General features: G+C 73.7%; 14 protein-coding genes. 10 read left to right on the top strand and 4 right to left on the bottom strand.

Going from position 1 to position 13,570, the window contains the following annotated elements; genetic code table 11:
• Positions 1-48 precede the first annotated feature (48 nt).
• Positions 49-1,020: an aldo/keto reductase gene (locus tag ACKUU6_RS04020; RefSeq protein ID WP_407987038.1), complete on the top strand. Its 972-nt coding sequence runs from the start codon at positions 49-51 to the stop codon at positions 1,018-1,020.
• A gap of 65 nt (positions 1,021-1,085) precedes the next feature.
• Here the strand turns inward: ACKUU6_RS04020 and ACKUU6_RS04015 are convergent, their stop codons facing one another.
• The gene (locus tag ACKUU6_RS04015; protein ID WP_407987037.1) at positions 1,086-2,543 is read right to left on the bottom strand and encodes an FAD-binding oxidoreductase; all 1,458 of its coding nucleotides are present in this window, start codon (positions 2,541-2,543) and stop codon (positions 1,086-1,088) included.
• A gap of 98 nt (positions 2,544-2,641) precedes the next feature.
• Between ACKUU6_RS04015 and ACKUU6_RS04010 the strand changes: the two genes are divergently transcribed.
• The 3 genes from ACKUU6_RS04010 to ACKUU6_RS04000 all read left to right on the top strand — a co-directional run bounded on the left by ACKUU6_RS04010 (position 2,642) and on the right by ACKUU6_RS04000 (position 5,703).
• Positions 2,642-3,274, top strand: a complete 633-nt coding sequence (locus ACKUU6_RS04010) for a C39 family peptidase (protein ID WP_407987036.1) — start codon at positions 2,642-2,644, stop codon at positions 3,272-3,274.
• Positions 3,275-3,605: 331 nt separating this feature from the next.
• Positions 3,606-4,073: a cupredoxin domain-containing protein gene (locus ACKUU6_RS04005; protein WP_407987035.1), complete on the top strand. Its 468-nt coding sequence runs from the start codon at positions 3,606-3,608 to the stop codon at positions 4,071-4,073.
• 91 nt (positions 4,074-4,164) lie between these two features.
• A complete protein-coding gene (locus tag ACKUU6_RS04000) occupies positions 4,165-5,703 on the top strand; it encodes an ATP-dependent DNA ligase (protein ID WP_407987034.1) in 1,539 nt (512 codons plus the stop codon).
• Between the two features lie 25 nt (positions 5,704-5,728).
• Here ACKUU6_RS04000 and ACKUU6_RS03995 read toward each other — a convergent pair whose 3' ends face one another.
• On the bottom strand, positions 5,729-6,583 hold the full coding sequence (locus ACKUU6_RS03995; protein WP_407987033.1) for an SCO6745 family protein: 855 nt from the start codon (positions 6,581-6,583) through the stop codon (positions 5,729-5,731).
• Between the two features lie 167 nt (positions 6,584-6,750).
• Here ACKUU6_RS03995 and rpe point away from each other — a divergent pair, with 167 nt between their 5' ends.
• Both rpe and ACKUU6_RS03985 read left to right on the top strand, forming a co-directional pair.
• Positions 6,751-7,479 (top strand): ribulose-phosphate 3-epimerase, encoded by a 729-nt coding sequence (gene rpe / locus ACKUU6_RS03990; RefSeq protein ID WP_407987032.1) that lies wholly within the window; start codon positions 6,751-6,753, stop codon positions 7,477-7,479.
• A 116-nt stretch (positions 7,480-7,595) separates the two neighbouring features.
• Positions 7,596-8,555 (top strand): pirin family protein, encoded by a 960-nt coding sequence (locus ACKUU6_RS03985; RefSeq protein WP_407987031.1) that lies wholly within the window; start codon positions 7,596-7,598, stop codon positions 8,553-8,555.
• Between the two features lie 106 nt (positions 8,556-8,661).
• Here ACKUU6_RS03985 and ACKUU6_RS03980 read toward each other — a convergent pair whose 3' ends face one another.
• Together ACKUU6_RS03980 and ACKUU6_RS03975 are read right to left on the bottom strand one after the other, a co-directional pair.
• On the bottom strand, positions 8,662-10,152 hold the full coding sequence (locus ACKUU6_RS03980; RefSeq protein WP_407987030.1) for a sensor histidine kinase: 1,491 nt from the start codon (positions 10,150-10,152) through the stop codon (positions 8,662-8,664).
• Complete coding sequence (locus ACKUU6_RS03975; protein ID WP_407987029.1) at positions 10,145-10,822, bottom strand: response regulator transcription factor; 678 nt, start codon at positions 10,820-10,822, stop codon at positions 10,145-10,147. The genes ACKUU6_RS03980 and ACKUU6_RS03975 overlap by 8 nt, the downstream gene beginning before the upstream one ends.
• 325 nt (positions 10,823-11,147) lie before the next feature.
• Here ACKUU6_RS03975 and ACKUU6_RS03970 point away from each other — a divergent pair, with 325 nt between their 5' ends.
• From ACKUU6_RS03970 to ACKUU6_RS03955, 4 genes are all read left to right on the top strand, one after another.
• Positions 11,148-11,444, top strand: a complete 297-nt coding sequence (locus ACKUU6_RS03970) for a hypothetical protein (RefSeq protein ID WP_407987028.1) — start codon at positions 11,148-11,150, stop codon at positions 11,442-11,444.
• A gap of 152 nt (positions 11,445-11,596) precedes the next feature.
• Positions 11,597-12,244 (top strand): DedA family protein, encoded by a 648-nt coding sequence (locus tag ACKUU6_RS03965; RefSeq protein WP_407987027.1) that lies wholly within the window; start codon positions 11,597-11,599, stop codon positions 12,242-12,244.
• Complete coding sequence (locus ACKUU6_RS03960) at positions 12,241-12,858, top strand: phosphatase PAP2 family protein (protein ID WP_407987026.1); 618 nt, start codon at positions 12,241-12,243, stop codon at positions 12,856-12,858. Before ACKUU6_RS03965 ends, ACKUU6_RS03960 begins: the two co-directional genes overlap by 4 nt.
• Entirely contained in the window at positions 12,843-13,562 is a 720-nt protein-coding gene (locus ACKUU6_RS03955) for a phosphatase PAP2 family protein (protein ID WP_407987025.1), read from the top strand. Before ACKUU6_RS03960 ends, ACKUU6_RS03955 begins: the two co-directional genes overlap by 16 nt.
• The last annotated feature ends 8 nt before the right edge of the window (positions 13,563-13,570 follow it).

Raw genomic sequence — 13,570 nt, 5'->3', positions numbered from 1 at the left:
TCCGGAAACGCTGGACAGAGCGGTGGCGGCCGGGTGAGGGTGATCCGTATGGAGTTCACCCACCTCGGCCGCACCGGCCTGTCCGTGTCCCGCCTCTGCCTCGGCACCATGAACTTCGGCCCGCACACCACGGAGCCGGACGCCCACGTGATCATGGACGCCGCCCACGCGGCGGGCATCAACTTCTTCGACACCGCCAACGTCTACGGCTGGGGCGAGAACAAGGGCCGCACCGAGGAGATCCTCGGCAGCTGGTTCGCCCAGGGCGGCGGCCGCCGGGAGAAGACCGTACTGGCCACCAAGCTGTACGGCGACATGGGGGAGTGGCCCAACGAGGGCAGGCTCTCCGCGCTCAACATCCGCCGGGCCGTGGACGCCAGCCTGCGGCGGCTGAACACCGACCACATCGACCTGTACCAGATGCACCACGTCGACCGGGCGACGCCGTGGGAGGAGATCTGGCAGGCAATGGAGGTGCTGGTCGCCCAGGGCAAGATCATCTACGTCGGCTCCTCCAACTTCGCGGGCTGGCACCTGGCGCAGGCCCAGGAGAGCGCCCGGGCCCGGAACTTCCTCGGCCTGGTCAGCGAGCAGTCGATCTACAACCTGCTGGAGCGCACCGTCGAGCTGGAGGTGGCCCCGGCCGCCCAGCACTACGGCCTCGGGCTGATCCCGTGGTCCCCGCTGCACGGCGGCCTGCTTGGCGGCGTGCTGCGCAAGGAGCGCGAGGGCCTGCGCCGCCTGGAGGGCCGGGCCGCCGAGGCGGTGGCCGCCAAGCGCGAGCAGATCCAGGCGTACGAGGACCTGGCGGCCGAACTCGGCCAGGAGCCGGGCGACATCGCGCTCGCCTGGCTGCTCTCCCGCCCTGCCGTGACCGCGCCGATCGTCGGCCCGCGCACCCTGGACCAGCTGCACGCGGCTGTGCGGGCGCTGGACGTGACGCTGGACCAGAAGACCCTGGACCGGCTGGACGAGATCTTCCCCGGCCACCGGACCGCGCCGGAGGACTACGCCTGGTAGGCCGTTGCGCTGGCCGGGCCGTGCCCGGTGGACCGCTGCTCCGACCCACCGGGCCGCCCGGTGGGTCAGAGCGCCTGCGGGAAGTCGAGGACCCGGTCGGGGTCGTACGCGGCCTTGACCCGCTCCAGCCGGGGCAGGTTGTCGCCGTAGTAGGCGGTGCGCCACTCGGCCAGGTCGGGGTCGCGGTAGTTCTGGTAGGCGTGCCCGGAGGAGTACGGCGCCATCGTGCGGTGCGCGTCGGCCACCCAGGCGGCCGGAGGCCCGGGATCGGCGTCGGCGGGCCAGCCCGCGAAGTACTGGCCGAGCAGGACCGATCCCCGGTGGACGAAGGCGGTCGCGTCGGCCGGCACCCGGTTGACCGCGCCGCCCAGGGCGGTGAACGAGACCACCCCCTCGGCCCGGCCGCGCCGCTGGGCGAACCCGAACAGGTCGTCGACCGCCCGCCCGGGGAGGAACGCGTCGAAGAAGTGCGAGCCCGCCGCGAAGGCCTGGTCGCCCTCTCGCAGGCAGGAGGCCACGTCACGGCAGCCCGCGTAGGCGAGCATCGAGTCCAGGTACGGGCGGGTCACCACCTGCTCGGAGGTGGTCCGGCCGGTGGCGGCGAGCAGCGGGGCGACCAGCGAGCGCAGCTCGTCCGAGCCGCCGAGCAGGACGCCGCCCGCGTCCACCGAGGCGCCGTCCGGGCGGCACCAGACGTGGAAGTTCGACCAGAGTCGGTCCGGCGCCGCGAACGCCCAGTACTGCCACGCGGTCAGTGCCTCCCCGGCGTCGGGCCAGTCCCAGGAGTACTGGAAGACCGTGCAGTCCACCGCCGGGTGGGTCCGCATCCGCAGCGAGGTGACCACCCCGAAGTTGCCGTTCCCCGCACCGCGCAGGGCCCAGAACAGCTCCGGTTCGCGCTCGGCGTCGCAGCGCACCACCCGCCCGTCGGCGAGCACCACCTCCGCACCGGTCAGGCTGTCGCAGGTCAGCCCGTACGCGCGGCTGGTGACGCCGTGTCCGCCGCCGAGGGCCAGTCCGGCCAGGCCGACGGTGGGGCAGGTCCCGGCGGGGACGGTGCGGCCGTGCCGGGCCAGTTCGGCGTAGGCGGTCATCAGCGGGGTGCCCGGCCCCAGTTCTGCCTGGTCGCCCTCGACCTGCACCGAGTCCAGGTCGGCCAGGTCGACCACCAGCGGGGTGTCGCTGGACCAGCCGGCGTAGCAGTGGCCGCCGCTGCGGACCGCGAAACGGATGCCGGAACGGCGGGCGAAGCGCACGCACTCGGCGACGTCCGCGCTGTCGGCGCAGCGGGCGATCGCCTCCGGGCGGGCCTGCGGTGCGTACCGCAGGTTGCGCGGCAGGCGGGTCTGCTCGTAGCCGGCCGAGCCCGGCCGGAGCAGCACGCCGGTCAGGCTTGCCGCCAGCCCCGTCCAGTCCGGGCCGCCCGTGCGGGCCCGCGCGGTGGCGGGCCACGGGGCGAGCGCGGCGGCCGCGCCGAGCGCCAGGACGGTACGTCGGCCCACGGGGGCGGCCCGGTCGGTCATGGCTCCACGGTAGGACGACCGGTGTTCCACCGGCCGAGGGCGCGCGGAGCCGGCCCGGCAGCGGGGCGCGGACGCCGATGATGAGTGAGGATGATCGGATGAAGCCGATCACGCATCAGGTCCCCTACCACGCGCAGTGGGAGTCGCCCGAGCTGGTGCCCGGGATCCTGGCCGGGACGGCGCTGGCGGTGGACGACCCGCTCTGGGCGCAGTCCGGCGCGGCGGACCGGGAGGAGTACGAGTACTGGTCCTGGCGCCTGTGCGGGGTGGCCTGCCTGAGGATGGCGCTGGACTACTGGTGGGGCGTCAGCCCGCCCGCCGTCCGGCTCGCCGGGGAGTGCCTGGAGGCGGGCGCGTACGTCCGTCACCCGGACGGGCGCCTGGACGGTCTGGTCCACGCACCGTTCGCCGCCTACGCGGAACGCCGCTGGGGACTGCACGCCGAGGCGGTCTCCCCGCTGCCGGTCGAGCGGATCCAGGCGGAGCTGGTGGACGGGCGGCTGGTGATGCTCTCCGTCCACCCGTCGATCCGCACTCTGGACCCCGACCCGCCGCGCCCGGGCGGCCACCTGGTGCTCGCGGTCGGCGCGACCGACGACACGCTGCTGATCCACAACCCCTCCGGCTTCCCGGACGGTTCGCAGAGCTTCGCCCCGGTGCCGTGGTCGGCGTTGCCGCGCTACTACGCGAACCGGGGGATCGTGCTGGGCGGGCCGGGTGGCGAGGGCTGAGCCTCAGAGCGCGGCGCCCAGGGCGGCACCGGCGCGGGAGTAGGTTCGCGAAGGGGTCATGCACTGGCTCCGGAGATGGGTCGACGGGAGCTTCGGCCATGGGACTTGACGCTCCGTCGAGACTGCGCCGCACGGGTGCTCTGCCGTACCCCTCCGGTCGGATCCGTCCTCGGAGGACCGTCGGCAGGGCCGGACGGGTGAGCCCGCTCGACCGTGCGGGTGACCCGGCGCGTCCGGGCTGCCCGGGGTGACGCGGTGGGGCCGAAAGCTGGTCAGCGTCCTGTGGTCGCCACCGTGGCCGCGCCTCGCCCCCTTCTGGAAAGGACCCGTCGTGGACTCTCCCCGGCTCCTCCCCGCTCTCGGCGCCCTCCTACTGGCCCTGACCGTCGCCGGCTGCTCCAGCGGCTCCTCCGGAGGCGGCCCGGCCTCCGGCACGCCGACGCCGGCCGCATCGCAGTCCGCCGTGTCGCCGTCGCCGTCGTCCGCGTCGCCGTCCGCCGCGAGCCCGTCTGCGTCCGCGTCCGCCGCCGCCAGCTCGCCGGCGGCCGAAGTGCGGGTCTCCATCAAGGAGTTCACCTTCGGCCCGGACACGTTCACGGTGAGCCCCGGCGCGACGGTCACCGTCACGAACGAGGACTCCACCGCACACACTCTGACCGCCACCGGCAAGGGCGGCTTCGACAGCGGCACGATCGGCGCGGGCAAGACCGCGACCTTCACCGCGCCTACAGCGGGCGGTAGTTACCCCTTCATCTGCACCCTGCACCAGTTCATGAAGGGGACCCTCACGGTGGCCTGAGGTCAGCCCCCGCCCCGCGCGTCGCAGCCGGCGGGGGCACCGCCTCGCCGCATGATGGGAGCCCCCCGTACACCGTGGAAGGAGCCGGCCCGTGCTGCTGGAACGTCTGGCGGGGACCTCCCGCGCGGTGGCGGCCGAGCCGGCCAGGAACGCCAAGATCGCGCTGATCGCGGAGTGTCTCACCGAGCTCGGCCCGGCCGAGATCCCGGCGGCCGTGGCGCTGCTCTCGGGCGAGGGCCGGCGGGCCGGGGTCGGCTGGGCCGGCGTCCGGGAGCTGCCGGAACCGGCCGGGACCGCGACGCTCGGGGTGGGGGAGGCGGAGCAGCTGCTGACCCGGCTCGGCGAGGTGCACGGCAAGGGCGCCCAGGGCGAGCGGAAGCGGCTGCTGGACGAGCTGTTCGGACGGGCCACGGCGGAGGAGCAGGAGTTCCTGCGGGCGGTCCTGGTGGGCGAGTTGCGCCAGGGGGCGCTGGACGCGCTGATGGGTGACGCGGTGGCCAGGGCGGCGGGCGTACCGGCGACGGCGGTGCGGCGGGCGCTGATGCTGCGGGGCTCGGCCCGGGTGGTGGCGGAGGCCGCGCTGACCGGCGGGGCACCGGCGCTGCGCGCCTTCGGCCTGCAACTGGGCCGCCCCGTACGGCCGATGCTGGCGGCCTCGGCGCCGGAGGTGGCGGCCGCGCTGGAGAAGGTGAGCCCGGCGGCGCTGGAGTGGAAGCTCGACGGCATCAGGGTCCAGGTGCACCGGGACGGCGAGCAGGTCTCGGTGTTCACCCGCAGCCTGGACGAGATCACTGCCCGGGTTCCCGAAGTAGTGGAAGCGGCCCGTTCGCTGGCGGTCGAGCGGACGGTGCTGGACGGTGAGGCGATCGCGCTCGGCCCGGACGGGCGGCCGCGCCCCTTCCAGGTCACCGCCGCGCGGACCGCCTCGCGGCAGGACCCGGAGCGGCTGCGCGCCGATACCCCGCTCAGCGTGTTCTTCTTCGACCTGCTGCACCGGGACGGCACGGACCTGATCGACCGTCCGGCCGCCGAGCGCTGGGCCGCGCTGGCGGCGGTGACCCCGGCGGAGCTCCGAGTGCCCCGGTTGGTCACCGGTCGACTGCCGGAGGCCGAAGGGTTCTTCGCGGACGCCCTCGCCCAAGGCCACGAAGGGGTGGTGGTGAAGGAACCGGGCGCCCCGTACGCCGCCGGGCGCCGGGGCGCGGGCTGGATCAAGGTCAAACCCCGGCACACCCTGGACCTGGTGGTCACCGCCGCCGAGTGGGGCAGCGGCCGCCGCCGGGGCTACCTGAGCAACCTGCACCTGGCCGCCCGGAACCAGGGGGAGCCGTGTCTCGACCCCTGGGTGATGCTGGGCAAGACCTTCAAGGGCCTGACCGACCAGCTGCTCGGCTGGCAGACCGAACAGCTGCTGGCCAGGGAGACCCACCGGGACGCGTACACCGTGTACGTGCGGCCCGAGCTGGTGGTGGAGATCGCCTTCGACGGTCTCCAGCGCAGCCCGCGCTACCCGGCCGGGCTGGCGCTGCGGTTCGCCCGGGTGCTGCGCTACCGCGAGGACAAGTCGGCCGGGGAGGCGGACACGGTGGAGACGGTCCGGGCGTTGGCCGGGGCCGGCGGGTCGGGGTGAGCTCCGGTTCCGGGGCCGGTGGGGATCAGCTGCTGACCGGCAGGCCGATCGGGTTGAGCTGCGGGAGTTCGGCCCGGCAGGCGGTGGCGATCGGGGTCAGCGCGGCGGCCAGCTCGTCCAGTTCGGTACGGCGGAAGCCGGACCAGACGCGGGCGGCGGCCAGGTCGGTGGCCGCCTCCAGGGCCTGGTGGCGGTGCCGGCCGTCGGCGGAGACCGTACCGTCCCGGTCGAGCCAGCCCCGGGTGGTGAGGCGGTCGGCGGCGGCCTCCCACTCCTCGTCCGTCCAGCCGCGGAAGGGCTGGAGCTGCTCGCGCCGTGTGTCCAGGGCGCAGCGCAGGACGAGGGCCTCGCAGCCGTCCAGGCCCTCTGCGACCAGCGCCGCGACATGGCCGTCACCCCGGTGTTCGCGCAGCACGGTGGTGGCGTGCCAGAGCCGGGCGAGCGAACCCTCGGGGCGGGGCAGCGCGAGGTTGGCGGCTGCCAGGACGCGCCCGCAACAGTCCAGCCCGTCCACGGCGCGCCCCAGCAGCGTGACCGAACGGTCGATCAGATCGGGTTTGACGCTCTCCAGCACCCGTTCCAGGGTGGCCACCGCCCCGGCCAGCCGGGCTTCGAGGGCGGCCTCCGGCGTGGCCCGGGACCAGACCTCAGGGAGCGCCCGCTCGACCATCTGCGGCGCGAAGTTGAAGAACGCGGCGATCACCGGCGCGGCGTCCACCGGCCCGAGCGGGGCCGACCGCCCGGCGAAGTACCCCCGCCAACCGCCGCGCAGCCCGGCCGCCTCGTACGCGGCGCGGCCCTCGGGCGCGAAGTAGGTGAGCGCGTGCACCGGCTCGAAGAGCCACCACAACGCACGGGCGGGATGCACCGTCTCGGCCATCTGGAACCTTTCCGGTCAGGGGCGAACAGCGCTCGCGACCCTGGTGCGCGTCGGTTGTGACGCGGGTCACGAGCGATCTCACCGCTCACTTCCCGCCGCGGGCAGGAGAGATGATGTAGCCGAGCGGCAGCTCCAGCCGCCCGCACCGAGTGTGAAGGTTCCCTCAAATGGCGCAGATCAACCCGCCGGCCCCGAGCGATTCGCAGCGTCGCACCTGCCAGGTCAGTCCCAGCATCCTGTCGGCCGACTTCGCCCGTCTGGCCGAGGAGGCGGAGGCCGTCCGGGGTGCGGACTGGCTGCACGTGGACGTGATGGACAACCACTTCGTCCCCAACCTCACCCTCGGCGTCCCGGTGGTCGAGTCGCTGGCGCGGGCCACTCGTACGCCGCTGGACTGCCACCTGATGATCGAGCAGCCGGACCGCTGGGCACCGCAGTACGTCGAGGCGGGCGCCGGTTCGGTCACGTTCCACGCCGAGGCCGCCGCCGCGCCGGTCCGGCTCGCCCGGGAGATCCGGGCCAAGGGTGCCCGCGCCTCGATGGCGCTGCGCCCGGCCACCCCGATCGAGCAGTACGAGGACCTGCTGCCCGAGCTCGACATGATCCTGATCATGACGGTCGAGCCCGGCTTCGGTGGGCAGGCGTTCTTGGACATCATGCTGTCCAAGATCCGCCGCACCCGGGAGCTGATCTCCAAGCACGGCCTCGACCTCTGGCTCCAGGTGGACGGCGGCGTCTCGGCCGACACCATCGAGCGCTGCGCCGAGGCCGGCGCGGACGTCTTCGTGGCGGGCTCGGCGGTGTACGGCGCGGCCGACCCGGCGGAGGCGGTCCGCTCGCTGCGGGCCCAGGCGGAGGCGGCCACGGTTGGCGCGCCGTGGGCCTGCGCGCACTGACGGTCCGTTCTCCCTGGGGGCGGGGCCGTGGGCCTCGCCCCTGCTTTGCGTCGGGCCCTGACTGACGCATGATCGGATCACCAACGGTGTCGTCGTCCGGACGGAGCGCGTCAGCCATGAGCAACCTCGACCTCAAGCCCACTCCCACCACCTGCGGCGGGGAGGCCGACACCGGCCCGGTCAAGGATCTGCTGACCGGACGTACGGTGCAGCTCGGCGAATCCACCGTGGTCCGCCGGCTGCTGCCCAACCTGGGGCGGCGGATGGTCGGTGCCTGGTGCTTCGTCGACCACTACGGTCCCGACGACATCGCCGACGAGCCGGGCATGCAGGTGCCGCCGCACCCGCACATGGGTCTCCAGACCGTGAGCTGGCTGCACGAGGGTTCGGTCCTGCACCGCGACAGCCTGGGCAGCCTGCAGACCGTCCGGCCGCGCGAGCTCGGTCTGATGACGTCAGGTCGGGCCATCTCGCACTCCGAGGAGTCGCCGCGCGACCACGCCCCGCTGCTGCTCGGCGCCCAGCTCTGGGTCGCCCTCCCCGACGCGCACCGGCACACCGCTCCCGCCTTCGAGCACCACGCCGCGCTGCCGGTTGTCGACGCGGCCGGCCTGCACGCCACCGTCATTCTCGGCTCCCTCGACGGCGCCACCTCGCCGGGCACCACGTACTCGCCGCTGGTCGGCGCGGACCTGACGCTGCGTGAGGGCGCCGCCCACCGCCTGCCGCTTGAGCCCGGCTTCGAGTACGCCGTGCTGGCGATGAGCGGAAGCGTCGAGGTGGACGGCGTCCGGGTCGAGCCGGGCTCGATGCTCTACCTGGGCTGCGGGCGCCGGGAGTTGCCGCTGCTGGCCCGGACCGACGGGTCGGTGCTGCTGCTCGGCGGCGAGCCGTTCGAGGAGCGGCTGGTGATGTGGTGGAACTTCATCGGCCGATCGGGCGAGGAGATCGCCGAGGCGCGGGCGGAGTGGATGGAGGGCTCACGCTTCGGCGAGGTGCACGGGTACGACGGGGGTCGGCTGGCTGCGCCTGCGCTGCCGCCGGTGCCGTTGAAGCCTCGGGGACGGGTGCGCTGACCTGCGGTTGACGGTCGGACAGTTGCCCGACGAACACTGCCGTGCTGACCGGCCACGGATCCTGCTACCTCGCACTCCTGGGGCGATGCCCGGACCGCAGCGGGTCTCAGGCTTGGTGGCGGTCGCAGGTGCCGGCGTTCTGGCGGTCAGGGTGCTGATGAGGGGTCGGCGACGGCAGCAGGGTTCGGAAGGTCGTTCCGTCCGAGGTGTGGTGGACGGTGATGGTGCCCCCATGGAGGGCGGCGATCTCGCGGGCGATGGGCAGTCCCAGGCCGGTGCCGCCGTCGTCGCGGCTGCGGGCGTCGTCGAGCCTGGTGAACCGTTCGAAGATGGTCTCGCGGTCCTCGGGTGGGACGGGGGTGCCGTCGTTGGTGATGTCGAGGACGACGTTCCCGGCTGTGGAGTCCGTGGCCAGTCGGACGGTGATGGTGCCGGCGGCGTGGCGCTGAGCGTTGTCCAGCAGGTTGGTCAGCAGGCGGCCGAGCCACTGCGCGTTGCCGTGGACGGTGACGCTGTCCGGCGCCAGCAGGTGGACGGGGTGCGGCTGGGCGATGCGGCTGTGGACGGTTGCGCGGACCAGGTCGGCGAGGTCGATCTCGGCATCGGGCCGGGGCCGGCCGGGGCTGTCGAGGCGGGCGAGCAGCAGCAGGTCGGCGGCGAGTGCCTGGAGGCGTTCGGTGTCCTGGAGGGCCCCTTCGACCATCGCCTCGCGGACCGCTGAGTCGGGGTGGGTGTGGGCGACTTCGAGCTGGGTCCGTAGGACGGCGAGGGGGCTGCGCAGTTCGTGGGAGGCGTCGGCGATGAAGCGACGCTGGCGGTCGCCGGCGGCTTCGAGGCGCTCCAGCATGGCGTTCATGGTGTGGGCGAGTCGGGCGATCTCGTCGTCGCTGCCGGGGTCGGGGACCCGGCGGGTGAGGTCGCGGTCGCTGATGGTGGCCACCTCTGCGCGGATCGTCTCCACCGGGCGCAGGGCACGGCTTGTGGTGCGCCAGGTGAGGACGGCGACGGTGGCCAGGACGAGGGCGCTGAGCGCTGCCAGGGCGGCGGTGGTGAGGTCCTCGGCGGTGTCGGCGGTGTGCAGGGAGGCGCCGACGTGGATGGTGACCGGGCCGGTGGGGGTGTCGATGGTGGTTGTGGTGACGCGCTGGTGGGAGTCGTGACCGCGGTCGCCGAGGGTGTAGCTTCCGTCGTCGTCGGGAGCGAGGGCGGCCCGCCCTAGCAGGTTCTGGCTGGCGGCGGCGACGGTGCCATCTGCGTTGACGACCTGGATGAAGTCGGTGCCGTGGTCGAGCGGCAGGGGTGAGTTGAGCTGGCCGGCGGCGGCTTGGTGGGCGACGACCTGAGCCTGTTCGCGGACGCCGGTCTCGATGCTGCGTTCGAGGTTGATGCGCAGCAGGAGCAGGACGGTGCCGCAGGCGACGAGCAGCACGATGGCGACGCCGGTACAGGCCGCGGCGGTGGTCCGGGTACGGACGGAGCGCGGTGCGAGGCGTCGGACCAGGGTGGCGGTGTGCGGGTTGCGGGTGAGTCGCTGGGCCCACGCCGTGGCCCGGCCTCGTACGGCCGGAAGCAGCCGGGGGCGGTTGCGGTCAGCCACCGTCGGCCGCCAGCCGGTACCCGGCGCCGCGGACGGTCTGCACGGCGGCGCGTCCGAACGGTGTGTCGATCTTGCGGCGCAGGGCGCTGATGTGAACCTCGACGGTGTTGGGGTCGCTGTCAGGACCGCTCTCCCAGACCTGTTCGAGGATCTCTCGTTTGGAGACGGCCTCGCCGGCCCGGCGGGCGAGGTGATCGAGCACGGCGAACTCGCGGGGGGTGAGGGCGACGGGGGTGCCGCCCCGGCTGCACGTGCGGGCGGCGGAGTCGACGACCAGGTCGCCGAGCACGGTGCGCTGCGGGGCGCGGCTGCCGATGCGGCGGGCGAGCGCCTTGAGGCGGGCGACGAGGACGAGGAAGGAGAAGGGCTTGGAGAGGAAGTCGTCGGCGCCGGTGTCCAGGGCTTCCGCCTCGTCCCACTCCCCGTCCTTCGCGGTCAGCATGAGGATGCCGGCGTCGCAGCCGGCGGCCCGCAACCTGGAGCACACCCGGTAGCCGTTGAGGCCGGGCAGCATGATGTCCAGCACGATCACGTCGTACGGGTGGTCGGTGGCCCTGGCCAGGCCGGACAGGCCGTCGTGGACGATGTCGACGGTGAAGCCCTCCGCCGTGAGCCCGTGCTGCAGCGCCAGGGCCAGTCTGCGCTCGTCCTCCACCACCAGTACCCGCATACCCACAAGGGTGGCAGGTCGCCCGGCCGGGGAGCTGAAGACGCCTTCAGGTCTTCAGCAGACCTTCAGCGCGCTGCCGTCATGCTGGCCATGTCGTCCGGGCTCAGGGCTCGGATCGGTCGGGAGTCGGGTGGGTGTCATGAGGGATCCGGTGAGCGGGGCGCAGCCGCAGGAGAAGCCGAGTGTGACGACGGGGTCGGCGCACAGGTGGGCTCGCCGGCGATCGGCCCGGTCGATCGCGGCGGGCGTGGCTGTCGTGGCAGTGGTCGGAGGTGGTGCGGCGGTGGCCGCACACCATGGGCCGGAGGGGCGCCACCATCACGCGGTGGCCTCCGAACCCGGTCATGGAAGGCACGACGGCATGGGGAGCCGGAGCGGGGAGCGGTCCGACGGGCATGTCCGGGTTCCGGCGCCGTTGCCGTCCCTGGACGCGGCGGATGCGGTGGTCAAGGCGTCGTCCGCGGTTCCCGGCGGCAAGGTGGAGTCGATCCGCCCGGCCACCGAGCAAGGCGGCGGCCTTGCCTGGCAGGCCGTGGTGCTGGGACCGGACGGGGTCCGGCACCTCGTCACCGTGGACGGCGCCGACGCCACGATCACCGGCAACACCACGTCCTACGGCTGACCCGGCTTCGTCCGCGCCCCAGCGTGGCGCCTGTACGGCGGCCACCGGCGGGTGCGGGCCCGGTGAGCCTTGACCCCACGGCCGTCATCCGGCCTGCTGCCTGAAACTGGCCGCCCACTGCAATCGCACACCCCAGGAAAGGTATTACCGCGATGTTGTCCTCAACGGCCCTGCTGGCCGTCAATCCGCTCGACGCGGGTTCGCTGCTCGGTGCGTTCGGGACGCTGGGCATCGCCGTCGTCCTGTTCGCCGAGACCGGCCTGCTGGTCGGATTCTTTCTGCCGGGCGACTCGCTGCTGTTCACCGCCGGACTGCTGTGCACCACCGGCACCCACAGCGGCTCCCGGCTCGACCTCGCCCAGGTCCTGGCCGCCGCCGCCGTCGGCGCCCTCGCCGGCGCCCAGACGGGCTACCTCATCGGCCGCCGCGGCGGCCGCACCCTGCTCGCCCGCTCCCGCAACAAGCGCCTCCACGAAGGCGCCGTCCGGGCCGAGGAACTCCTCACCCGCTACGGACACACCAAGGCCGTGGTCCTCGCCCGGTTCGTGCCTGTCGTGCGCACCGTCCTCAACCCGCTCGCCGGCGCGCTCGGGGTGAACGTCCGCACCTTCACCCTGTGGCAGATCGTCGGCGGCCTCCTGTGGACCCTCGGCCTCGTGCTCGCCGGCTACACGCTGGGCTCGTCGGTACCCGACGTCGACCGCTATCTCCTGCCGATCGTCGTCGTCGTCGCCGCCGTGTCGCTGCTGCCGCTCCTGCTGGAGCTGGTGCGCTCGCGCCGCCGGGCCGGTGCCCGATGACGGCCCCCGCAACCACCCTGGCGGTGGACGGCCGCAGCATCGACGGCGGCCTGTACCTGCGCATCGACCACTGGGCCCAGCACCTGCCCACCCCCGTGCAGCACACGGTCGCCGCGTTCTCCGCGTACGGGCTGGTCCTGGTGGCGGTCCTGATGCTGTGGGCGTGGTGGCGCGCCCGTAGCGCCGACAGTGCCACCATGGCCCGGGCGCTCGCCGTACCACTGGTGGTCATCCTGGTGTTCGTGGCCGACACCCTGCTCAAGTCCTTGCTCGCAGAACCTCGACCCTGCCAGGCCCTCGATGCCGGGCGCACCCTGGAAGCCTGCCCCGGCGCTGCGGACTGGTCGCTGCCCAGCAACCACACCGTGATCGTGTTCGCCGCAGCTGCGGCTCTGTGGCACATCGAGCGACGCATCGGTCTGCCGGCACTGCTTCTCGCGGCGCTCATGGGGCTGTCCCGGGTGCTGGTCGGCGTCCACTACCCGCACGACGTCGCCCTGGCCGCCGTCCTCGGCACTGCCGCGGGATACGCCCTGACCGCTGTTGCCGGACGGGCGGACAGGCTGGTGGAGCAGGCCCGAGCGGGAGGACTGCGTCGGTGGCTGACCACGTGAGCCCGCGGCGGTGGAAGGTCGTCCTGGCCGCCGCCTGGGCGTCGTTCGCCGGGCTCGCCGGGCTGCTCGCCGCCCACGGCTGGGCGCCGTTCGCCTTCGAGCGGGCCGCCATCGACTGGTGTGTCACCCACCGGCCGCCCGCCGCCCGGGACCTCGCCCTCGCCGTCACCTCGCTCGGCACAGGCCCGGCTCCCTACCTGCTCGCGTTGGCCGCCGGCCTCGTCGCCGCCCGGGCCACAACCACGACGAGATCCTGGCGGTCCTCGGCCTGGGTACTGCTGGCGCCGGTGCTGTGGCTGGTCTCCGGGCAGCTGGTACGTCAGGGCCTGATGCACGCCTTCGCCCGGCCCCGCCCTCCCGAGGCCAACTGGGCGTTCACCGCCTCCGGCTTCGCGTTCCCGTCCGGGCACGCCTTCACCTCCGCCGTCTGCGCCGGACTGCTCGCCCTCGCCGTCGCCCGCGCACACCGGCACGCCGCGCGAGCGGCCGCCCTGGGCGCAATGACGTTCGCCGGCGTCATCGGGCTCACCCGCGTCTACCTCGGGGTCCACTGGCCCCTCGACGTCCTCGGCGGCTGGCTCCTCGCAGCCGGCTGGCTCGCCGCCGGAAGCGTCGTCCTGCGCCACCGGCCCGGACCCCACCCGCAGCCGACACCTCCGAGGACTGACGAACCAGCACTCGGGAACCCTTCTGCGGAGCGATGACGGACAGT

This window comes from Kitasatospora sp. CMC57 (assembly GCF_045866025.2).
Lineage (GTDB): Bacteria > Actinomycetota > Actinomycetes > Streptomycetales > Streptomycetaceae > Kitasatospora.
This window is presented reverse-complemented; position numbering and strand designations above follow the sequence as displayed.

What these genes read in the sequence shown, in the direction of transcription:
- ACKUU6_RS04020 (WP_407987038.1), top strand. Translation starts at nt 49, where the DNA reads ATGGAGTTCACCCACCTCGGCCGCACCGGCCTGTCCGTGTCCCGCCTC.
- ACKUU6_RS04015 (WP_407987037.1), bottom strand. Translation starts at nt 2,543, where the DNA reads ATGACCGACCGGGCCGCCCCCGTGGGCCGACGTACCGTCCTGGCGCTC.
- ACKUU6_RS04010 (WP_407987036.1), top strand. Translation starts at nt 2,642, where the DNA reads ATGAAGCCGATCACGCATCAGGTCCCCTACCACGCGCAGTGGGAGTCG.
- ACKUU6_RS03995 (WP_407987033.1), bottom strand. Translation starts at nt 6,583, where the DNA reads ATGGCCGAGACGGTGCATCCCGCCCGTGCGTTGTGGTGGCTCTTCGAG.
- rpe (WP_407987032.1), top strand. Translation starts at nt 6,751, where the DNA reads ATGGCGCAGATCAACCCGCCGGCCCCGAGCGATTCGCAGCGTCGCACC.
- ACKUU6_RS03985 (WP_407987031.1), top strand. Translation starts at nt 7,596, where the DNA reads ATGAGCAACCTCGACCTCAAGCCCACTCCCACCACCTGCGGCGGGGAG.
- ACKUU6_RS03975 (WP_407987029.1), bottom strand. Translation starts at nt 10,822, where the DNA reads ATGCGGGTACTGGTGGTGGAGGACGAGCGCAGACTGGCCCTGGCGCTG.
- ACKUU6_RS03965 (WP_407987027.1), top strand. Translation starts at nt 11,597, where the DNA reads ATGTTGTCCTCAACGGCCCTGCTGGCCGTCAATCCGCTCGACGCGGGT.
- ACKUU6_RS03960 (WP_407987026.1), top strand. Translation starts at nt 12,241, where the DNA reads ATGACGGCCCCCGCAACCACCCTGGCGGTGGACGGCCGCAGCATCGAC.